This window comes from Micromonospora halophytica (assembly GCF_900090245.1).
Taxonomy (GTDB): Bacteria; Actinomycetota; Actinomycetes; order Mycobacteriales; family Micromonosporaceae; genus Micromonospora; species Micromonospora halophytica.
The window spans coordinates 183,357-204,348 of the sequence record NZ_FMDN01000004.1 but is presented as its reverse complement, the minus strand read 5'-3'; the positions used below and the strand labels follow the sequence as shown (position 1 = coordinate 204,348).

Annotated in this window: 17 protein-coding genes and 1 pseudogene; 11 read left to right on the top strand and 7 right to left on the bottom strand. The window is 75.4% G+C overall.

Features of this window, described 5'->3' with window-relative positions; genetic code table 11:
• The first annotated feature begins 283 nt into the window (after positions 1 to 283).
• From paaI to GA0070560_RS08405, 3 genes are all read left to right on the top strand, one after another.
• The gene (gene paaI / locus GA0070560_RS08415) at positions 284 to 724 is read left to right on the top strand and encodes a hydroxyphenylacetyl-CoA thioesterase PaaI (RefSeq protein ID WP_091293403.1); all 441 of its coding nucleotides are present in this window, start codon (positions 284 to 286) and stop codon (positions 722 to 724) included.
• 83 nt (positions 725 to 807) lie between these two features.
• Complete coding sequence (locus GA0070560_RS08410) at positions 808 to 1,917, top strand: nucleotide disphospho-sugar-binding domain-containing protein (protein ID WP_091293402.1); 1,110 nt, start codon at positions 808 to 810, stop codon at positions 1,915 to 1,917.
• 54 nt (positions 1,918 to 1,971) lie between these two features.
• Positions 1,972 to 2,547 carry a dienelactone hydrolase family protein gene (locus GA0070560_RS08405; RefSeq protein WP_091293401.1) on the top strand — a complete coding sequence of 192 codons (576 nt, stop codon included), beginning with the start codon at positions 1,972 to 1,974 and terminating at the stop codon, positions 2,545 to 2,547.
• 22 nt (positions 2,548 to 2,569) lie between these two features.
• Here GA0070560_RS08405 and GA0070560_RS08400 read toward each other — a convergent pair whose 3' ends face one another.
• Positions 2,570 to 4,921, bottom strand: a complete 2,352-nt coding sequence (locus GA0070560_RS08400; protein ID WP_211565774.1) for an adenylate/guanylate cyclase domain-containing protein — start codon at positions 4,919 to 4,921, stop codon at positions 2,570 to 2,572.
• Positions 4,922 to 5,110: 189 nt separating this feature from the next.
• Here GA0070560_RS08400 and GA0070560_RS08395 point away from each other — a divergent pair, with 189 nt between their 5' ends.
• From GA0070560_RS08395 to GA0070560_RS08380, 4 genes are all read left to right on the top strand, one after another.
• The gene (locus GA0070560_RS08395; RefSeq protein ID WP_091293400.1) at positions 5,111 to 8,032 is read left to right on the top strand and encodes a helix-turn-helix transcriptional regulator; all 2,922 of its coding nucleotides are present in this window, start codon (positions 5,111 to 5,113) and stop codon (positions 8,030 to 8,032) included.
• A gap of 117 nt (positions 8,033 to 8,149) precedes the next feature.
• Positions 8,150 to 8,920, top strand: a complete 771-nt coding sequence (locus GA0070560_RS08390) for a DUF5995 family protein (RefSeq protein WP_091293399.1) — start codon at positions 8,150 to 8,152, stop codon at positions 8,918 to 8,920.
• Positions 8,921 to 9,095: 175 nt separating this feature from the next.
• Positions 9,096 to 9,524, top strand: a complete 429-nt coding sequence (locus tag GA0070560_RS08385) for a hypothetical protein (protein ID WP_245675420.1) — start codon at positions 9,096 to 9,098, stop codon at positions 9,522 to 9,524.
• Positions 9,525 to 9,878: 354 nt separating this feature from the next.
• Entirely contained in the window at positions 9,879 to 11,399 is a 1,521-nt protein-coding gene (locus GA0070560_RS08380; RefSeq protein WP_091293398.1) for a right-handed parallel beta-helix repeat-containing protein, read from the top strand.
• 282 nt (positions 11,400 to 11,681) lie between these two features.
• Here the strand turns inward: GA0070560_RS08380 and GA0070560_RS08375 are convergent, their stop codons facing one another.
• From GA0070560_RS08375 to GA0070560_RS08350, 6 genes are all read right to left on the bottom strand, one after another.
• Entirely contained in the window at positions 11,682 to 11,888 is a 207-nt protein-coding gene (locus tag GA0070560_RS08375; protein WP_091293397.1) for a hypothetical protein, read from the bottom strand.
• Between the two features lie 158 nt (positions 11,889 to 12,046).
• Positions 12,047 to 12,526, bottom strand: coding sequence for a low temperature requirement protein A (locus GA0070560_RS08370; protein WP_245675419.1), 480 nt, complete (start codon positions 12,524 to 12,526; stop codon positions 12,047 to 12,049).
• Positions 12,527 to 12,615: 89 nt separating this feature from the next.
• Positions 12,616 to 13,524 carry a helix-hairpin-helix domain-containing protein gene (locus tag GA0070560_RS08365; RefSeq protein ID WP_091293395.1) on the bottom strand — a complete coding sequence of 303 codons (909 nt, stop codon included), beginning with the start codon at positions 13,522 to 13,524 and terminating at the stop codon, positions 12,616 to 12,618.
• 227 nt (positions 13,525 to 13,751) lie between these two features.
• Complete coding sequence (locus GA0070560_RS08360) at positions 13,752 to 15,101, bottom strand: FAD-dependent oxidoreductase (RefSeq protein ID WP_091293701.1); 1,350 nt, start codon at positions 15,099 to 15,101, stop codon at positions 13,752 to 13,754.
• 14 nt (positions 15,102 to 15,115) lie between these two features.
• Positions 15,116 to 15,463: a TcmI family type II polyketide cyclase gene (locus tag GA0070560_RS08355; RefSeq protein WP_091293394.1), complete on the bottom strand. Its 348-nt coding sequence runs from the start codon at positions 15,461 to 15,463 to the stop codon at positions 15,116 to 15,118.
• Between the two features lie 232 nt (positions 15,464 to 15,695).
• Positions 15,696 to 16,505 (bottom strand): AfsR/SARP family transcriptional regulator, encoded by an 810-nt coding sequence (locus GA0070560_RS08350; protein ID WP_091293392.1) that lies wholly within the window; start codon positions 16,503 to 16,505, stop codon positions 15,696 to 15,698.
• A gap of 407 nt (positions 16,506 to 16,912) precedes the next feature.
• Between GA0070560_RS08350 and GA0070560_RS08345 the strand changes: the two genes are divergently transcribed.
• The 4 genes and pseudogenes from GA0070560_RS08345 to GA0070560_RS08330 all read left to right on the top strand — a co-directional run.
• The gene (locus GA0070560_RS08345) at positions 16,913 to 17,251 is read left to right on the top strand and encodes a TcmI family type II polyketide cyclase (protein WP_091293390.1); all 339 of its coding nucleotides are present in this window, start codon (positions 16,913 to 16,915) and stop codon (positions 17,249 to 17,251) included.
• Entirely contained in the window at positions 17,248 to 18,969 is a 1,722-nt protein-coding gene (locus GA0070560_RS08340; protein ID WP_091293388.1) for an acetyl-CoA carboxylase carboxyltransferase subunit alpha, read from the top strand. The genes GA0070560_RS08345 and GA0070560_RS08340 overlap by 4 nt, the downstream gene beginning before the upstream one ends.
• Complete coding sequence (accB, locus tag GA0070560_RS08335; RefSeq protein WP_091293387.1) at positions 18,966 to 19,484, top strand: acetyl-CoA carboxylase biotin carboxyl carrier protein; 519 nt, start codon at positions 18,966 to 18,968, stop codon at positions 19,482 to 19,484. Before GA0070560_RS08340 ends, accB begins: the two co-directional genes overlap by 4 nt.
• A 10-nt stretch (positions 19,485 to 19,494) precedes the next feature.
• A pseudogene (locus tag GA0070560_RS08330) lies at positions 19,495 to 20,862 on the top strand (acetyl-CoA carboxylase biotin carboxylase subunit); the annotation flags it as partial.
• Between the last annotated feature and the right edge of the window lie 130 nt (positions 20,863 to 20,992).

The window sequence follows — 20,992 nt, the reverse complement described above, 5'->3', positions numbered from 1 at the left end:
CCGTTGGCGTACCCGACGCGGTTCTCCCGGCCACGACCGGGACGGCGGGCCCCACCGCCGACACCCACCCTAACCCGCGCCCCACCCGCCGCGTCGCCCGGTCAGTGGCACCCGTCAATCACCCGCCGTCGCCATGGTGACCTGCGCCGGGGCGGCGTACGGTACGCGGGGCGGCCGGCGCGGGTCCCGGTCGTCGGTGACGACTGGCAGGAGGAGCGTCGTGCAGGACCGCGGTCCCTCGACCGGAGGAGCGGACACCCGTCGACCGGCGGCGGGTGGGTTGATGGCGGCCGGGAACGGCGCGGCGGCGTCGGAGCGTACCGCCGCGCACGACATGTTCGACGCGGACGTCGCGTCCCGCAGCCTCGGCATCGAGCTGGTCTCCGCCGGCGGCGGGGCGGCGGAGGCACGGATGCGGGTGACCGCGGCCATGCTCAACGGTCACGCCATCGGCCACGGCGGCTACGTCTTCCTGCTCGCCGACACGGCGTTCGCGCTGGCCTGCAACAGCCACGGCCCGGTGACCGTCGCCGCCGGGGGCGAGATCAGCTTCCTGCGCCCGGTCCGCGAGGGCGACCTGCTCACCGCGCACGCCACCGAACGCACCCGGTACGGCCGCAGCGGCATCTACGACGTCACCGTCCGGCGCGGCGACGAGGTGGTCGCCGAGTTCCGCGGGCGCAGCCGCACGCTCGTCCCGGACGCTGGTCGAAGTACGGCTTGAACTGCGGCCGGGGCGCCGCCGCCGGCCCGCCCGGCTGACCGGCCGCCCCCACGGCCGGTGCGGCACGGCCTACGATCGGACGGATGCGTGTGCTGGTGGTCTCCGCACCGATGACGGGTCACGTCCTGCCGATGGTCCCGCTCGCCGTGGCGCTGCGCGACGCCGGCCACGACGTGCTCGTGGCCAGCGCCGCCGACGGCCTTCCCGGGCCCGACGTGGGCCTGCCGGTGCGCGACGTCGCGCCGCGCTTCGCCTTCGGGCCGATCGCCCGGTCCCTGCTGCTGCGTCACCCGCTGCTCGCCCGGGCCGAGCTGGCCGGCACGGCCGGCACCCGGGGTGCCGCCCGGCTCTTCGGGCGGGTCAACGACCAGTTGGCCGACGGGCTGGTCGCGCTGGCCCGGCAGTGGCGGCCCGACCTGGTCGTCCACGAGCCGCTCGCGGTGGCGGGCGCGCTCGCCGCCGCCCGGGTCGGCGTCCCGGCGGTACGCCAGGAGAACTCCCTCTTCGACGGTCGGGAACTGGTCCGGGCGACCACCGAACGGCTCGGCGGGGCGCTGGCGCGGCACGGGCTGAGCGCCGTGCCGTCACCGGCCGCCGCGATCGCCGTCGCCCCGCCGAGCGTGCTCACCCAGCAGGGCTGGCCGATGCGGTACGCCGCGCACGGCGGCGCGGGAGAGCTGCCCGACTGGCTGCGCGAGCCGGGCGACCGGTCCCGGATCCTGGTCAGCCGCAGCACCGTGGCCGGGCCGGGTGCGGCGGGGCCGATGCGAGCGGTGGTCGCCGCCGCGCAGCGGGTCGACGCCGACTTCGTGCTCGTCCGCCCCGAGCCTCGGCTGGCCCGGGCCGGCCTGCCGCGCAACGTGCGTACCGTCGGATGGATCCCGCTGGGCACGGCGCTGACGGCCGGCGCGGCGCTGGTCCACCACGGCGGCGCCGGCAGCGTCTACGCCGCCCTGGCCGCCGGGGCCCCGCAGCTGGCGACGGTGGGGCCGGGCGACCGCCGGCACAACGCCGAGCTGGTGGCCGCCCGGGGCGCGGGGCTGGCCGCGCCGGTCCGCGCCGTCACCGCCGCGTTGCTGACCCGGCTGGTCACCGATGGCGCGCTGGCCTCGGCCGCCCGTGAGGTGGCCGGGGAGATGGCCACGATGCCCGCGCCGGCCGAGCTGGTGCCTCGGCTCGAGGCGCTGGTCTGACCGGCCACGCCGTGGCGGTCGGACACGGCCGGCCGGACGGGGCAGGATGGGGCCGTGGCCCACATCGCGCTCCTGCACTCCGTCTTCGGGCTGCGGCCCGCCGTGCTGGCCGACGCCGAGCGGCTGCGCGCCGCCGGGCACCGGGTGGTCACCCCCGACCTGTACGGCGTGCCCGCCGCCGCCACCGTCGAGGAGGGCTTCGCCCTGCTGGCGAAGGTGAGCCAGGACGAGGTGCTGCGGCGCGGCCGGGCGGCGCTCGCCCCGCTGCCGCCGGAGACGGTGCTGGCCGGCTACTCGATGGGCGCGGGGGTGGCCGGCGCGCTGCTGGCCGAACGGCCCGCCGCCGCCGGGCTGCTGCTCCTGCACGGCACCGGCGCCGACCCGGCGACGGTCCGTCCGGGGCTGCCGGTCCAGCTGCACCTGGCCGATCCCGACGAGTACGAGCCACAGGCCGAGATCGACGACTGGGAACGGGCGATGAACGCCGCCGGCGCGCGGCTGCGCGTCTTCCGGTACCCCGGCCCCGGCCACCTCTTCACCGATCCCGACGTGCCGGACCACGACGCCGACGCCACGGCGCTGACCTGGGACCGCGTCGAGGGGTTCCTCGCCGCACTGCCCGCCGGCTGACCGGCCCGGCCGGATCGACGCGTCACGCCGCGCGGGGCCGCGCCGGTCCGGCGACGAGCGGTGGCGCGGGGGCGCCGGTCCACCCGACCGATCCACCGGTGACGACGGATGACGGCGGGAGAACGGCGGCGACCGGTGACCGGGGAAGGGTGACGACGGCCGGTGACGGCGGGAGAGCGGCGTCAAAGGCGGCCGGTGACCGGTGGAGGGCGACGGCGACCGGGGTGGCCGGTGACGGCGGCAGGGCGACGGCGGCGGGTGACGACGGGACGGCGACGGCGGCCGGCACGAACCCGGGCGACCAGGGTGGGCGTCGCCGCCCGGTCGGGCCGGACAGTTCGTCGAGTCCGGCGGCGCCCTGGTCGACCATCGTGGACGCCGGCGCGAGTGCGCCACCGGCGTGCGGGACGGCGTTCGCGTGCCCGGCGGACCTGCCCGGTCGACGGGCGACCGCCGTGGCTGCGGCAGGCGCGGCCGGCCGGCGCACCGGGCCCTCGGGCCGGCGGCCGGGGTCGGCCAGGGGGCCCTGAGCCGCCCCGGTGGCCGGCGACCGGTCGCCCTGGGCGGCACCGGTCGGTGCGAGGTACGCCCGGGCCCGCCGGATGAACTCGGCCCGCACCGCCCGTGGCAGCCGGTCGTAGGCGACCCGGCGCACGGCGGGGTCCACGATCACGTACCGGCCGCCCGGCGCGGGTCGCAGCAGTTCCTCCCCGGCGAGCCGGCCGAGCGCCGCCGCCGCCAGGCCGCTCGACCAGCCGAGCAGCCGGTCGACCGCCGTCGGGGTGAACTCCCCGCCGAGGGTCGCGCCGGCCATCAGCACCGCCCGGCCCGCGCCGTCGAGACGGTCCAGCCGGGCGCCGGCCACCCGTCGTACCGACTCGGGCAGCGTCGGCTCCGCCGCAGTTGCAGTGGGCCACGGGCGTGCGGCGGCGTCCGGAGAGCCGGCCGCCCGGACGTCTGCGGCCCGGCCGGTGTCGGCCACGTAGGCGGCGGCGTGGCCGGGGATGCCGGCGACCAGGGGCAGCAGCCGGGCGGCCAACGCGGCCGGGCGGCCGGAGCGGGTCAGCATCCGCCGCAGCAGCCGTCCGCTGTCGACCGTGCCGAGCGGCGACAGCGCCACCCGGCAGCACCGGTCGGTGGGGCCGGGCAGCAGGTCGGCCCGGTGCGGCCGGTGGGTGGCCACCACCGCCAGCGGCAGCCCGCGCAGGGTGGCCGCCGCGAACAGGGTGTGCAGGAACCGTCCCAGCTCGGGGGCGGCGCGGTCGAGGTCGTCGACCGCGACCACCAGCGGCTGCCGGGCGGCCAGCGCCAGCAGCACCTGCCGGCAGGCGGCCGCGCCGCGGGTCGCGCTCACCGCGTCGTCCCGGGCCAGCAGCGCCGCCAGCGCCGCCACGGTCGACGCCGACCGGGCGGGCCGCCCCAGGCCGTCCACCAGGGCGGCCAGCCGCCGGCGGACCAGCGGGGCCGGGTCCGTCCCGCCCACCCCGGCGAGGTCACGGACCAGGTCGGCGAGCGGGGCGAGCGACCCCTCCGGGTACGGCGGGCAGTGCGTCACGCCCCAGCGCACCGGCGTCCCGTCCACCTGCCGCACCGTGCGGCGCAACTCGTGCAGCAGCCGGCTGCGCCCGATGCCGTCCGGGCCGACCAGCGACACCCAGCGGGGCCGGCGTTCCCGGGCGGCGCGCACGAGCTGGTCCTGGGCGGTGGCCAGCTCGCGTCGCCGGCCCACCAGCGGCCCCTCGTGCCGCGCCGGCCGGGGCCGGGCCGCCGCGGTGACCCGCCAGACGTCCACCGGAAGCGCCTTGCCGGCGAGTGCCGCCGGGGCGAGCGCGTGCTGGTCGACCAGCCCGGCGGTGGCCCGGTGGGTGGCCGCGCAGACGACCACGCCGCCCGCCGTGGCGTACTCCTGCAAACGGGCGGCGGTGGTGGTCACCGCGCCGCTGGCAGCGAAGTGGCCGCCGTCGCGGGCGGCGGCCAGGTCGACCATCGCCTCGCCGGTGGCGATCCCGACCCGCACCCGCAGCCGTACGCCCCCCGGCATCGGCCGCCGGTCCAGCGCCCGCTGGATCGCCAACCCGGCCCGCACCGCCCGGTACGCGTCGAGCCCGTCGGAGCGGCGGGCGCCGAACAGCGCCATCACCGCGTCGCCGACGTACTTCTCCACCACGCCGTGCCACCGCCGCAGCACTCCGGCGACGGTGTCGAAGTACGCCCGTTGCAGGGCCCGCACGTCCTCCGGGTCGAGCCGCTCGGTCAGTGTCGTGGAACCGATGATGTCGGCGAAGAGCACGGTGACCGTGCGCCGCTCCTCCGGCACCGGCCAGGCCGGCATGGTGACGTCTTTCCGACCGGTGACGATCGTGGACAGTGGCATCGCACCCACCTTTCCCCCAGCCGCGGTGCCTGACGACCTCCGGAGACTGTCACCACCGGGCCGACAGGGGATCTGCAGAACGACGTATGTCGGCCGGCCGCAACCTTTGGTCGCAATGTCGACGCGAGAGGTACCACAGCGGGATCAATCCCGTAGGACGGTCCGGGGACCTGTGACTAGGCTGCGAGCATGGCCAGCGATGTGGACACCGCACCGCTCGTCGGCCGTGCCGACCAGCTGACCATGCTGCGCTCCGCGCTCCTCGGCGAGCTGGGCCCGGGGCAGACCGCGGCGGTCTTCGTCAGCGGCGAGAGCGGGGTGGGCAAGTCCCGCCTCCTGCACGAGGCCGGGGCGCGGCTGCGTGACGCGGGAGCGGTCGTGCTGACCGGCTCCTGCCTGGACATCGGCGACGCCTCGCCCCTGCACCCGGTGCTGCAGGCGCTGCGCCGCTTCGACGCCGACCTGACCGCCGCCCAGGCCCGCACCTCGTCGGCGGTCCGCGGCCTGCTGGGGATGTTCGCCGAGGAGCCGGCGACGCCGGACGGCGGAACGCTGCTCGAACGGGTCTCCCGAGGGCTGAGCCTGATCGCCGAGGGCCGCCCCCTGGTGCTGGTCCTCGACGACCTCCAGTGGGTCGACCGGAGCACCCGGCAGCTGCTGCTGTACCTCCTCGCCGGTCTGGGCGACCTCCAGCTCTCCGTGCTCGCCGCGGTCCGGGCCGAGTCGTTGCAGGGCGCCCACCCGCTGCGCCGGGTGCTCACCGAGCTGCGTCGACTGCGGTCGGTGCGGGTACTCGACCTGGCCCCGCTGGACCGCGCGGACACCGACCGGCTCGCCGCCGCGATCGTCGGCGCCCCGCTGACCCCAGAGGCGGCCGAGCAGGTCTGGCAGCGCAGCGGCGGCAACCCGTTCGTGGTCGAGGAGTTGGCCCGTGACCTGCGGGACGGCCGGGACGGGCTCTCCGACACGCTGCGGGAGATCTTCCTGACCCGGGTCGACGCGCTGCCCCAGCACGCGCACGCGGTGGTGCACGCCGTCGCCGCCGGGGTGGAGCCGGTCGAGCACTGGTTGCTGGCCGAGGTGCTGGCCCTGCCGGAGCAGGAGCTGATCGAGGCGGCCCGCGCCGCCGTGGCCCACCGCCTGATCGTCTCCGCCGACGACGGCTACCGGCTGCGTCACCGGCTCGTCGCCGAGGTGCTGGAGGACGAGCTGCTCCCGGCGGAACGTTCCGCCCTGCACCGGCGGTACGCGGAGGCGCTCACCCGGGCCCCGGCCGAGCTGCACCAGGCCCGGCTGGCGCACCACTGGCGGCTGGCCGGTGAGCCCGGCCGCGCCCTGCCGGCCGCGATGGCCGCCGCCCGCGAGGCCGAGCGGCTGCACGGTTTCGCCGAGGCACACCGGCACTGGTCGGTGGCGTTGCGGCTGGCGTCCACCCCGGCCGGTCCTCCGACCGGCCCCGTGCCGGGCGACGTCGACCGGGCGGCGCTGCTGGAGCACGCCGCCGAGACCGCCCACCAGTGCGGTGAGCACGCCCGGGCGCTGTCCCTGCTGGCGGAGCTGGCCGGGGCGGAGGAGACCGAGCCGTCCTGCGCGGTGCGCATCCGGCGGGCCCGCTACCTGGCCGCCGCCGGCCGCTCCGCCCCCGCCGAGGCGGAGTATCAGCGGGTCCTGGCGGCTCCCGACTGCACCGCCCGGGAACGGGCCACCGCTGCGGCGCACCTGGCCGAGCTGCTGCTGCACCTGGGGCGGTACGCCGACGCCGGCCGGCGCGCGCGGGAGGCGCTGGAACTCGCGGCGAAGGTCGACGGCAGCACCACCGAGGTGGTCCTCGCCAGCTCGGCGCTCGGCTTCAGCGAGGCGTTCCTGGAGGACCCGGACGCCGGACTGGCGGTGGTGCGGCGGGCGCTGGAGATCGCCGAGCGGGCCGGCCGGCCCGAGGACGTCGCGTGCGCGTACCTGCACCTGGCGGAGCTGCTGACCGGGCCGTTGAACATCCTCGAGGAGGGTGTGGTGGTGGCCCGCCGGGGCGCCGAGCGGGTCGCCGAGCTGGGGTTGGGGCGCACCTACGAGACGCGGCTGCTCGCCATCGCCACCAACGGGCTGTTCCGGGTGGGGCAGTGGGCCGAGGCGGAGAAGGTGGTCGCGGCGGCGCTGCGGCACCGCCCGTCCGGCGCGGACGCGGTGGAACTGCTGCTGGCCCGCTGCCGGCTCTCCGTCGGGTACGGCGACATCGAGGCCTCCGACCGGGACCTGGAGGCGGTGGCGACCATGCTCGCCGGCGGCGGCGCACCCCGGCACGTGCTGCCGATGCTGATCCTTCGTGCCGGGCTGGCCATGTGGCAGGGGCGGCACGACGTCGCCCGGCAGGCGGTGCAGCGCGGTCTGACCGAGAGCCGCTCCGACGACGTGGTGCTGCTGGCCACGCTGGCCTGGCACGGGTTGCGGGCGGAGGCGGAGGCACTCGCCAGCCGTACCGTGCCGGTCGACGAGACCGCCCTGCGCCGGCTGCGTGACGCCGTTGACCGGGTGGCGACGAAGAGCGGGACGGCGGCCCGCCCGGTCCGTTACGTCGCCGACGGTTTCCTCGCCCTCTGCACGGCGGAGCTGAGCCGGCTCGACGGTCGCGGTGACCCGGACGCGTGGGCCCGGTCGGCCCTCGAGTGGGATCGGCGCAACCACCCGTACCCGGCGGCGTACTCGCGGCTGCGTCAGGCCGAGGCGCTGCTGGCGCGGCGCAGCCGCAACGCCACCGCCGCGAAGCTGCTGCGGCGGGCGTACGAGATGGCGCAGGGGCTCGGCGCGGTGCCGCTGACCAGCGAGATCAGGACCCTCGCCGGTCGCGCTCGGGTCGACCTGGAGGAGCGGGCGCAGCCCGCCGGCCGGTCCGCAACCCGGGGTCAGCCGGCCAGCGACGAGCTGGCGCTGCTCACCGCCCGGGAACGTGAGGTGCTGGCCGCGGTCGCCGAGGGGTTGACCAACAAGGAGATCGGCCAGCGGCTGTTCATCAGCGAACGGACCATCGGGGTGCACGTCTCGCACATCTTCGACAAGCTCCAGGTCCGTACCCGGGTGCAGGCCAGCGCGATCCTCCTGCGCACCCGGGGCGAGTGACGTACGCCCGTCCGGCGCGAATACGTCGTTCTACTGATCCCACCGGCGTCGGCCGCTGGCAGGCTCTGGCACCGAGAGACGACGGCACGGGGTCGCCCCTGACACAGTGGAGGAGACATGACGGAGCCGGTCTGGGGCCCCGTCCACGCGGACATCGTCGGCCTGCTCGCCGACCATCCGGAGGACGTGCCGGCGGTGGTGGACCACCTCACCAAACTCCAGGACCTGCTGGTCCGGCTGCCCCCGTTGGAGGCCAGCTGCCCGCTGGCCGACTTCAACAAGCTGTACCTGACCATCACCACCAGCGTGCTGGAGGGACTGTACGACGACTTCTTCGCCGACCCGGTGTTCCTCTCCCGGCTCGACGTGGAGTTCGCCGCGCGGTACTTCGACGCGTTGCGCATGTGGACGGAGTCCAGCCCGACCACGCCGAAGGCGTGGGCCTGCCTGTTCAGGCGGATGCGCGGCCCGGACGCCCGGCCGCTGCCCTCGGCGGCGGCGGGGGTGAACGCCCACATCAACTTCGACCTGCCGTTCGCGCTGGTGACCACCTTCAGCCACCTGGAGTCGGAGCCGGTCGACGGCAGCGACCAGCACCGCGACTACCTGAAGATCAACGACATCTTCGCCGACAAGATCCCGTCGCTGCGCCGGGGCTACCTGGAGCGCTGGCAGCTCCTGCTGGACATGCTCAACGGCGACATCGACGACTGGTACCAGGGCGAACTGGTGGAGTACACCCGGGACGTGGCCTGGCGCAACGCGCAGAAGATCTGGCGCTGCCGGCACGACCCGAACGCCCGGGACTGCGAGCGCGCGCGGTTGGACGACAACGCCGCCGCGCTCGGCCGGCTGCTGCTCTCGCCGCTGGGGGCGTTCCTGCAGTAGCCGGGACGGGGGGTCCCCGCGCTCCGGGAACCGGGGCGCGGGGACGCGTCCGCCCGGGCCGGACGTCGGAGTGATCGAGCAGCCCCTGCCGGGATCCTCACCGGGGACGGCCCGTCTGGCGGGGGAGTCGCCGGGTACCTCGACGCGCACCCCGAGGCCCGGGCCCGCACCCTGCGTGTCGGCCGCCCCGCACCGGGTACGCCGGGGCATGCCCGCGCACCGCTCGGCGTTCCGGTTCGACCCGGCCTTCCGGGTCCCGCTGGCGCTGCTCGGCGTCCGGCCGGAGACCTCCTGGGTGGTCGTCGACGACGAGGCGTTGGAGATCCGCTTCGGGCCGTGGCGGCTGCGTACCCCGCGCGCCAACGTCGCCGGTGCGGAGCTCGGTGGGCCGTACCGCTGGTGGCGGGCGGTCGGGCCGCACCTGTCGCTGGCCGACGGCGGGGTCTCCTTCGGCAGCAGCACGGCGGCGGGGGTCTGTGTCCGCTTCGCCGAGGGCGTCCCGGCCCTGGTGCCCGGGCCGTGGCTGCGGCATTCGGCGGCCACCGTGACCGTCGGGGACCCCGAGGCGCTGCAGCGGGTCCTGCGGGAGCCGCCGCCAGGCTGACCGGCGCCGTGGCGAGCAGGTTGGGCTTGTCGCCCACCTGCTGCGGTACCTGATCCCCGGTCGGGGCGACACGCCACCGGTGGTCCGGGAGATCCTTCGCGAAGACCGAGCCGGACCCGTCCCGGGGTCCGGGCATCCGCGTCGGCGGTTGACGCCGTCCTGCGGTCCCTCGGGACGCTACGCCTGATTCAGGCTGCCCTGGGGCGGATAACGCGAATCTCAGCTTTATTCGCTTTCACGAACTCTGCCCGATCTGCGGTCGTATGGTGACCTTCGGTAGCTGAGGGGATCTCAGCTACCCCGCGCCCGATTCGGTGCGGCCGTGTATCGCACGCACGAGAGGTAGGAAGCGCCATGTCCACGTACCGAGGAGGCCGGCGCGCAGCACGCCCCGGGCGCCGGCCCGGGTGGTTTCTGGCGGGCGGCCTGGTGGCGGGAAGCCTGGTGGCGGGAGCGGCAGGGCTGACCGGCGTCGCCGCGATGGCCGCCGACCGGGGTCTCTCCTTCGCCAAACTGGGCGCCCCGACCAGCGCCGTCACCAAGGACGACGGCGGCCGGTGGGAGCGCCCCGACACCGGTCGCGAGCAGAACCACGAGCGAGGCAGGCCCGCGCCGCCCGGTGGGCGGCACGACGACCGCAAGCCGATCTTCGTGCCCTGTGAGGCGACCAAGTTGATCGCCGCGCTGGTCCGCGCCAACGCGGAGGGCGGGGCGGTGCTCCAGCTCGCGCCGAAGTGCACGTACACGCTCGGGCACGCCTTCCTGCAGAACGAGGAGTGGGACGGCGGCCTCCGGGACGCCCGGGAGGCCAACGACGCCGCCGAGCAGCCCGGCGACGCCGAGGCGCCCCCGCGCGACCCGCGCGACGACGCCACCGGGCTGCCGGTGATCTACCAGCCGGTGACCATCCGGGGGGCCGGCGCCACCATCGAGCGGGGTGGCAACGCCGAGGCGTTCCGGTTCTTCACCGTCCGTGACGGCGGAGAGCTGTTCCTCAGCGACGTCACCCTGCGCAACGGAAAGTCGACCGGCGAGGGTGGCAGCGTCCACGTCGTGCACGGCGCGGCCGCCGTGCTGACCCGGGTCACCGTCGTCCAGAGCACCTCGCTCTCGGCCGAGAGTGGTGGCGGCGGCGTCTTCAACGACGGCAACCTGGTGGTCGACGAGAGCACCTTCATCGGCAACCGGGCCGCCGGGGCCGCGGGCAAGGGCGGGGGCCTGCTCAACGGTGGCGTGCTCACCCTGCGCAAGTCGGAGTTCCGCGACAACAGCGCCGTCGCGTACGGCGGTGGCCTCGGCAACTTCCGCGCGGCGGCGGAGGTCGACGGCGCCACCTTCGTGCACAACAACGCGGCGCAGGGCGGCGGCATCGCGAGCTTCTCGGCCCGGACGAAGGTGGCCGACACCGCAGTCATCGGCAACACCGCCCAGACCGGCGGCGGCATCGCCAACAGCGACGCGGTGATCATCCTGCGGGGCATGAAGATCCGGGACAACACCGCGACGGTCAACGGCGGCGGGATCTCCACCTTCCAGGGTCTGCTTCCGCTCGACGACAGCGTCGTCGCCGGCAACACCGCCCGGGGCCACGGCGGCGGCATCTACGCGGAGAAGTCGAACGTGCTGGTGCGGACCACCGACGTCAACCGCAACCACGCGGTCGGCAACCTGTCCAAGGCCGGCGGCATCTACGCCACCATGGGCAAGCTCTCGGTCTTCAAGAGCAGCGTCTTCGAGAACGCCGCCACTCTGAAGCCGGGCGGGGTGTTCGCCGCGCAGGCCGGGGTCCGCGTCGACGACGAGACGGACATCGTCGGCAACGCCCCGACCAACTGCGAGGGCAGCACGGTGCCGATCCCGCACTGCTTCCGCTGACGGTCTCGCTGTCACAGGGCGCGTCCGCCCGGGCCACGGTCCGGGCGGACGCGCCCTGTCGTGCGCGGTCCAGGGCCGCCGGCCCGGACCGTGCGCCAGATGACTCCTCAGCTCACCCCGGCCGGCGACGGCAGGGTCGCGCTGCGGCCGGTCGAACGGACGATCGAACCGTGACCCAGCCTCCTAGGTCGCTCTAGAGGTGGTGACGGCCGTGGTCGTAAGCGGACACGGAACGGCCCGCGCCCCGGGACATGGGCGCGGGCCGGCAGGGCGCGGGGACGGCTACTCGGACGGCTCGGGGAGTTTGCAGTCGACCTTCGGGTTGGCGCCGATGTAGTTCAGCGGTCCGGCCACGATGGTCACCAGGATGGTGCCGGCCTCCGCGCAGTTGGTGTCGTCGTTGCCGTAGTAGCCGCGCTGGCCGGCGGCGATGGCGCCGATGAGCAGCCAGATGACGACGAGGACTCCGAATATCGACGTTCCGCGCATGGGGGCCTCCCGGGTCGTGGTGGTTCGAGGTGACGGCTGTGTACCCAGACACGGCGAACGGATAAACGACGTCCGTTCCGGACAGGGCGGCACGGGGCGACCGTGCAGCGGCACGTACGGCGGCCCCGGGTGCGGGTCGAGGCGTACGCACCGCCCGGTCAGTGCGGCGGCGCGGGGTCCTCCGGCGGTCGACCCCGACTGCGCAGGTGGTCGGCGACCGCCACCCCGGCCAGCACCGCCATCGCCCCGGTGGCGGCGAACAGTGGCGGTAGGAAGAGCACCGCCGGCGCGATGGTGAGCAGGGCCAGCAGCCCGCCGGGGCGGGACGGCGACACCCGGCTGAACACCTCGTACTCGAAGCAGCAGCGGCCCACCAGGAACAGGGCCGGGCCGCCCAGGATGACCGCCGCCCAGGCCGGTGGGGTACGTCCGGACGGCTCGTGCAGCACGAGGTCGAAGCCGGCCGCGGTGGTGACCACCCCGGCCACCATCATCAGGTGGGTGTAGGGGGCGGTCCGCAGGAACTTGTTCGGGGTGCGGGAACTCTGAATGGCCTGCGGCAGCAGTTCGCCCGACTTGTGCACGTAGATCCGCCAGAGCAGCAGCGTGCTGACGAAGGCGACGGTGAACGCCGCCACCCAGCCCCGGCACCGGGTACGCCAGCCGGAAACCGCCGTCGGCCGGAGTCGGTGGGCGTGCCGAAACCCGGCACGCCCACCGGTGTGGCTCAGCCCTGCTCGCCGGCCCCGGTCGGGACGGGCAGCACCGCGTCGGCCTTGGTGCCGGCGCCGGCCAGCACCTTCGCCTGCTGCGGCCAGGTGGCCAGGCTGGCCGCAGCCCGCAGCCCGGCGGCGCGGATGGTGTCCCGCAACGCGGCCTCGTCCAGCTCGGCGAGCTGTCGGTAGGTGCGGATGCCGGCGTCCTGCAGCGCGGCAGCCATCTTCGGCCCGACACCCTGGATCCGGCGGAAGTCGTCCGCCGCTGCGGCGTCCTCGGCCACGGCGGCCGGCTCGGCGACAACGGCCGGCTCGGCGGCGACGGGACCGGAGGACGGCTCGGCGACAACGGCCGGCTCGGCGGCGGCCGGCTCCGGCGTGCTCGCCGCCGGCTGCGTGGTGGTCGCCGGGGTGGCGACCTCCTGGTCCGCGACCGGCGTGGCTTCCGCGACCGGCGTGGCTTCCGCGACCGGCGTGGCGTCCTCGACGGCGGCGCGCGGCGCCGGGATGGCAGGCGTGGCGTCCTCGGCCGGGGCGTCGGCCTCGGCCGTCACCGGAGAGTCCTGCACCTCGGTCGGCGGCAGGTCGGCGTCGGTGGTCGCCGGCTCGTCGGCGGTCTCGGTGGCGGCCGGCGAAGCGGCGGCCGGCGGGGCGGCGAGATCGAGGGTGGTCGGCTCGTCGACGACCGCGGCGGGCGCGGGGGAGCGGTCCACGGTGGCCTCGGGCCGTGGCGTGTCGAGGGTGGCGGTCGTCGCCTCGGCCTTCTCGACCTCGGTGAGGCCGACGACCGGGTCACCCTCCACGATGGGTGCGCTCGGCGCGGCGGCCGTCAGCTGCCGGCCACGGGCCAGCCAGCCGGCGGCACCGCCCAGCGCCAGGGCCAGGATCACGATCAGCCATTGCCCGAAACTCGACGGCACGGCGAACCTCCCTCTTGCGTATGTCGGTGAAAGTGGCGAAGAAAACTCGCCGCAGCTTCGCACACGCGCACGTCGGGCGACAGGGAGGACCGGCACCGACGTCGCAGGTGGGACGGTTGGTGTCGGGGGGTGGTGGCAGGATGACCGACGGTACGGGGGCGATGGTCGTCGCGACTGACCCGGCCGGGGCGTGACGCGGTGCCGTCGTCGCGACCCGGCCGGGCGGCTCAGTCCTCTTCGCCCCGATAGGTGTAGAAGTCGTTGACGAACTTGCGGGCCAGTCGGGGTACCCGGCTGGTGACGCCGAAGTAGCCGCGCGCGCCGAGCAGGGCGAGCCGGCCGACGACGGGCTTGTACATCCGGTCGTCGCCGCTGGTGCCGCTGCGGTTGAGTGAGTCGGCGACCCGGGCGAAGCCGTACGGCACCATGGCGGCCTCGTAGTCGGCGACGGCCTGCAACAGGGTCTTGTCTCCGGCGGCGGCCTGTCGGAGCTGCCGGCAGAGCAGCGCGGCGTCCCTTAGGGCGGTGTTCGCGCCCACCCCGCGACCGGGGGTCATGGTGTGGATGGCGTCGCCGAGCAGCGTGACGGTGCTGCTCTTCCACGCCGGGACCGGTTCGCTGGTGGCCACCCTGATCGGCAGGGCGCTGCCCGGGTCGCTGCGGGCGAGCAGTTCGCGCAGGTTCGGGTGCCAGTGCCGGGTGAGGTTGCGGGCGGTCTGGACGAGGTCCTCGCCGCGGCGCTGCATGACGTCCGGCGGGAACCGACGGGCGGTGCTCCAGATGATGAAGTTGATGTTGTCGCGGGTGTTGTCGTGCCGGCGTCCGGGCCAGTTGCGCAGCAGCGTGGCGTCGTCGTCGCCGACGTCCGGCTTGATCTCGCCGTCGCGGTCCCACTTGAACTCCATCACATGCAGTACGCCCATGATTCCGCCGGCGCCGAAGATGAGCGAGATGCCCTTCTCGACGCGCTCGGGCAGGAGTTGGCGGGTGTGCGCGGTCAGCGGTACGCGGGTGGCGATGTTGATGGTGCCGGCGTCCCGGACGACCGCGTGCGGCAGGTACTGGCGGCGGACCGCGGAGTGGGTGCCGTCGGCGGCCACCAGCAGGTCGCCGGTGGCGGTGCTGCCGTCGGCGAAGTGCGCCGTGACCGTGCCGTCGTCGCGTTGTTCGTACCGGGTGAAGGTCTTGTCGAAGTGGACGACGTCCTCCATGCCGGTGAGCAGGACCTGTCGCAGCGTCATCCGGGCCACCGACCGTTCGGTCTCGACCGGGTCGGTGTCCGGCCGGAGGGTGAACGAGGCGGTCCGGCGCAACCGCTGGGTGATGACGTTGAAGTAGCGGGGGGAGCGGGCGCAGGTGGCGAGGTAGACGTCGAACAGTTCCGGCGGCAGGCACTCGCGCAGCGCCTTGCTGCCGGTCGGTCCGATGCCGACGCGGTAGCCGAGCAGCCCCTCGCCACGGGTGCGGTAGCGCTCGTAGACGGCGACGCTGATGCCGGCGCGACGCAGGCCGTGGGCGAGGCAGAGCCCGCCGGTGCCGGCCCCGATGATCAGGACGTGCGGTGGTCCGGATGCCATGGCGGCCGTCCCGGTCATCCGGCCGGCCGCGGCGACGGCACGTCGGCAGCGTCCCAGCGGTAGAAGCAGCCGGCGATCGCGTCGCGCGGCGAGCGCCAGGTCGGCAGGTACGGCGAGGTGTGCGCGGAGAGCCGCTCGTTTACCTGTAGGTAGAGCGGATGGTTGCGGGCCTCGGCCAGTGCGTCGGGGTCCACGTCCTCGGTCTCCATCAGATGGACGTACAGGTCGTGCAGGCAGTACAGGGACCGGTGCCGGACGCCGGTGAGGGCGGGCAGCTCGGTGGCGTCGGATTCGGCGAAGATCTGTGCCACCCGCCCCTCCGAGCCGGGGATGATCCTGCTGACGATCAGTAGACGACTCATGGGACCCCTCTCGCCGGTGGCGCTCCGCCGGAGTTCGGACGCCTCGGACTGCTGTGCGCCCCACCCTGCCTGCCCGCTGTCACCTCGCCGTCACGCTTGCCCGCGTACCGGTGACGCTGCGGCCCGTCCGGCAGTTCTTCGTCGTGCGGGCCCGCCGATCACGGGGTGCGGGTGGCGGCACACCGGCGTGGTCGACCGGGCCGGTGGGTGGCCGCCGGCGGGGCGGGGCGGGTCAGGGAGTGCGATGGCCGAGGCGGGCGGTCGGGGGTCGGCGGGAGCCGCCGGGCAGTTCCCGGGTGGCCTCGCGAATGGGCGCGAGGGTGTCCTTCAGCAGGGCGGTCATCGCCGTGGACGGCTCCAGCCGCAGTTCCCGCAGGAGCAGGTCGCGGTAGACGTAGAAGGCGTGCACCGCCTCGAAGGCGTTGCCCTCGGCGAGGTGGATGCGTACCACCAGGCGGTGCGGGGTCTCGCGCAGCGGCTCGGCGGCCATCGCCTCCAGGGCGGCTTCGAGGGCCTCCCCGTGCCGTCCGGCGGCCAGGTGCTGGTCGGCCAGGTCCTCCAGCATGTGCAGGCGTAGCTGGCGCAGGCGCTCCCGGTCGGCGAGCACCCAGTCGTCGTACCAGCCGGGGAGCAGGTCGTGCCGGCCGGCGGCGAGCGCCTCGGCGGTGCACGGGTCGTCGCCGTCGCGGACCCGGGCGGCGGTGCCGACCAGGGCGTCCACATCGACCTGGACGGCCGGGTCGAGGCGTACCGTGTCGCCGCTGGTGACCAGCGGGCAGCAGGGGTCCTGGCGCAGCCGCCACAGGGCCGTGCGCAGGGACGACAACGCCCGCTCCTCCAGCGCGTCCGGCCAGAGCAGGCCGGCCAGGTGGCTGCGGGTGGCCCCGGGGTGCAGGCCGATCAGCGCGATCACCCGTTGCAGGCCGCGGGGCACCACGATCGGCAGGTCGCCGTGCTGCAGCTGGAAGCCGCCGAGCAGGTGCAGCGAGATCGGTGTGCCGGGCCGTGGCCCGGTGGTCGACATGGACGGATCAGCGGCCACGGCGGCACCCCCTGTGGAACCCTGGTCCCGATTGTGTGTCCCCGGCGCGGCTGCCCGTGACCCCACTGTCGGGTTGCTACGCCGCGGCACGGCGTCGCGCCGCAGCCACCGGGCTGACCGTGACGAAGATTATCAATCACGGTCACTCTCGGTCAACGTTGCTCTGTGTCGGATGCTGGCGGCCGCGCTTCCGTGAATGCCGCTCTGAACTGGTCAGAGGGGACAGCGGTCGGTGGATCTTCGCACAGCTCATACACAGGTTGCGTCAACGCACCGTCACCGATGGCGGCCTTTGGTGGGTGATCGTTGACGCCCCGGTGACGGGGCCCGGCGCATCGTGTCGCCAGTCGTCCGGCCCGGCCGGCACGGTCCACACCGTGCCGGAGGCCGTGGGGGGAGGCCCATCCATGGACCGTTCGCTGATCGTCGCGAAGGTGGTCCCGACCGCCGAGGCGCGGGTCGCCGAGATCTTCGCGGAGTCCGACGCGACCGAGCTGCCCCGACTGGTCGGGGTGCGGCACCGGTCGCTCTACCGGCTGCACGACCTGTACGTGCACCTGCTGGAGACGGAGACTCCGACGCAAGGGGCGGTCGAGGCGGCCCGGGGCCATCCCGAGTTCGTCCGGGTCAGCGAGCGGCTGCGGCCCTACGTCTCGCCGTACCTGCCGACGTGGCGGGAGCCGCGCGACGCCATGGCCCGCTGCTTCTACCGGTTCGACGCCACCGCCGTCGGGCGGCGGTCGTGACCGTCACCGCCCCCCGTGAGGGGCAGTTGTGGTCACGCTGCGGCGGCTGCGCCACGCTGCTGTACCGCAAGCGGCTGCGGCGCAACCTCGACGTGTGCCCCGAGTGCGGCGAACACGCCCGCCTCGACGCGCCCGTGCGGGTGGCCCAGCTGGTCGACCCGGGATCGTTCACCCCGCTGCCCGAGCGCGCGGCCGAGGTGGACCCGATCGGCTTCGTCGACGTGCTGCCGTATCCGCACCGGCTCAGCGCCGCCCGCGCCGGCACCGGGCTGGCCGAGGCGGTGGTCTGCGGCACCGCCACCATCGGCCGTAACCGCTGCGCGCTGGCCGTGATGGACTTCCGGTTCCTCGGCGGCAGCCTCGGCTCCGCGGTCGGCGAGCTGATCACCTGCGCCGCCGAACGGGCGTTGGAGGAACGGCTGCCGCTGGTGCTGGTCACCGCGTCCGGCGGGGCGCGGATGCAGGAGGGCGCGCTGTCGCTGATGCAGATGGCCACCGTCAGCCAGGCCGTCGCCGGGCTGCGGGAGGCGGGCCTGCTCACCGTCAGCGTGCTCACCGACCCCACCTACGGGGGTGTGGCCGCGTCGTTCGCCACCAACACCGACGTGGTGCTCGCCGAGAGCGGGGCGCGGATGGGCTTCGCCGGGCCCCGGGTGATCCGGCAGGTCACCGGTCGAGAGCTGCCCGACGGGTTCCAGACCGCCGAGTTCCTGCTGCGCCACGGCCAGGTCGACATGGTGGTGCCCCGGCACGCGCTGCGCGGTCGGCTGGTGGCGCTGCTGGCCGCCGCCCGCGCCGGACGCCGGCCGGGCACGCCGCCCGGCGTACCCGGGCAGGAGCCGCCGCCCGCGCCGGCCCGCCCCGCCGACGGCCCGGCCCGCCCGGCCCCGGTGGCGGAGGGCCGCGACGCCTGGGAAACGGTCCGGCTGGCCCGGCATCCCGGCCGGCCGACCACACTGGACTACCTGGACACCGCGTTCGACGGGTTCGTGGAGCTGCACGGCGACCGGCTCGGCGGGGACTGCCCGGCCGTCGTCGGTGGGTTGGCCCGGCTCGACGGCCGGCACGTCATGGTGATCGGCCACCAGAAGGGGCACACCACCGGCGAGCTGGTGGCGCGCAACTTCGGCATGGCCAGCCCGGCCGGGCACCGCAAGGCGTTGCGGCTGATGCGGCTCGCCGCCCGCCTCGGGCTGCCCGTGATCACCCTGGTGGACACCCCCGGGGCCGACCCCGGCGTGGACGCCGAGCAGCAGGGCCAGGCGGCCGCCATCGCGGAGAACATCCTCTCCCTGAGCGTGCTGCCCACCCCGGTCGTCGCGGTGATCACCGGCGAGGGTGGCAGCGGCGGCGCGCTGGCCCTCGCGGTCGCCGACCGGGTGCTGATGCTCCAGCACGCGGTCTACTCGGTGATCAGCCCGGAGGGCTGCGCCGCGATCCTGTGGCCCGACCGGGGCGCCGCCCCGCAGGCAGCCCGCGCGCTGCGGCTGACCGCGCCGGACCTGTGCCGCCTCGGTGTCGTCGACGACGTCGTCGCCGAGCCGGCGCCGGGCGCGCACCACGATCCGGAGGCCGCCGCGCGGCTGCTGCGCGAGGCGGTGCTGGCCCACCTGCTGCCGCTGCTGGACGTGCCGAGGGCGACCCTGGTGCGCCGTCGACGGCAGCGTTTCCGGCGCTTCGGCGCCGCCCGCACCGGTGTACGGGCGGGTGCCCGGTGAGCACCGGCGCCGTCCCGGCCGGCGCCGTTTCCGGCGAGGCCGACGGCGCGGCGGCGGCGCACGACGTGGACGCCGTGCTGGCCGGGTTGCGCCGGCACGCCCGGCAGCTCGTCGCCGAGGTCGCCGGCCCGCTGCGGCGGGTACGGCTGCGCAGCGGGGACACCGTGCTGGAGGTCGAGTGGCACGGGGTCGCCGCCGCGGCGGAGCCGATCCGGGTCCCGGAGACGTCGGCGTCGGGTGCGCCGCCGCCCGCCCCGCCGACGGCGGCGCCCGGCCGGGTCGAGGTGCGCTCCCCGATCGTCGGCACCTTCTACCGCGCCCCCGAGCCGGGTGCCGCGCCGTTCGTCCGGGTCGGCGATCTGGTCCGGCCCGGGCAGGTGGTGGGGATCGTGGAGGCGATGAAGCTGATGAACGAGGTGACCGCCGAGCGGGCCGGCCGGGTGGTCGAGATCCTCGTCGACGACGGCCGGCCGGTGGAGTACGACCAGCCGCTGGTCGCGCTCGACCCGGCCTGAGGCGGTGCGGATGTTCTCCACAGTGCTGGTCGCCAACCGGGGCGAGATCGCGGTGCGGGTGCTGCGCGCCTGCCGTGAGCTGGGCATCCGTACGGCGGTCGTCTACTCCACCGCGGACGCCGACTCGGCGGCGGTGCGCCTGGCCGACCAGGCCGTGCTGATCGGGCCGGCGCTGAGCCGACGCAGCTACCTCAACGCCGCCGCGATCGTCGAGGCCGCCCGGCTGGTCGGCGCGGACGCGGTGCACCCCGGCTACGGGTTCCTCTCCGAGGACGCCGACTTCGCCGAGATCTGCGCCGACAACGGGCTGACCTTCATCGGGCCGCCGCCGCAGGTGATGGCCGCCCTGGCCGACAAGTCCTCGGCGCGGGCGCTGATGAGCCGGGCCGGGTTGCCGCTGCCGCCGGGCAGTGTCAGCCCGGTGCCGAGCGCCGCCCACGCCGCCGAGATCGCCGCCGAGGTGGGCTACCCGGTGATCGTGAAGGCCGCCGCCGGGGGCGGGGGACGGGGGATGACCGTGGTCCGGTGCGCGGCCGAGCTGTCCCGGGCGTACGCGCGGACCCGGGCCGCCGCGCAGTCCGCCTTCGGCGACGACCGGGTGTACGTCGAGCGTTACCTGACCGAGGCCCGTCACGTCGAGGTGCAGATCCTCTGCGACCAGCACGGCAACGGCGTGCACCTGGGCACCCGGGACTGCTCCGTGCAGCGGCGGCACCAGAAGTTGGTGGAGGAGGCCCCGGCCCCGGCGTTGTCCGCCGCGACCCTGGACGCGATGGCGCAGATCGCGCTGCGCGGGGCGTTGGAGGTCGGCTTCGCGGGGGTGGGCACGGTCGAGTTCCTGGTCGACGCCGAGGAACGGTTCCACTTCCTGGAGATCAACTGCCGGATCCAGGTCGAGCACCCGGTCACCGAGATGATCACCGGGATCGACCTGGTGCACGAGCAGTTGCACGTCGCGGCCGGGCTGCCGCTGCGGATCCGGCAGGAGGACGTGCGCCCGCACGGGGTGGCCGTCGAGTGCCGGGTCAACGTCGAGGACCCGTACCGCGACTTCGCGCCGACGCCGGGGCGGCTGGACCGCTTCGTCCCGCCCGGCGGCCCGTTCACCCGGGTCGACACCCACGGCCACCCCGGCTACCTGGTCGGGCCGCACTACGACTCGCTGCTGGCCAAGGTCGCGGTCTGGGCACCCGACCGGGACCTGGCGCTGCGCCGGCTGGACCGCGCCCTGGCCGAGTTCGACGTCGCCGGCCCGGGGGTGCGTACCACGATTCCCTTCGTCCATCGGGTCCTGGACGACCCGGACTTCCGGGCCGGGCGGCACACCACCGCCCTGGTCGACCGGCTGCTCGGCGCCGACCGCCCGCCCGTGCCGCGCCCGGACTCCGCCGAGCTGCCGCGCCCGGGGTCCGCCGACGTGCCGGCGTCGGGGTCCGCGCCGGAGTCCGCGCCGGACCCGGGGCCCGCCGACCTGCCGGGCCCGGAGCCGGCCGCCGCGCCGCGATCGT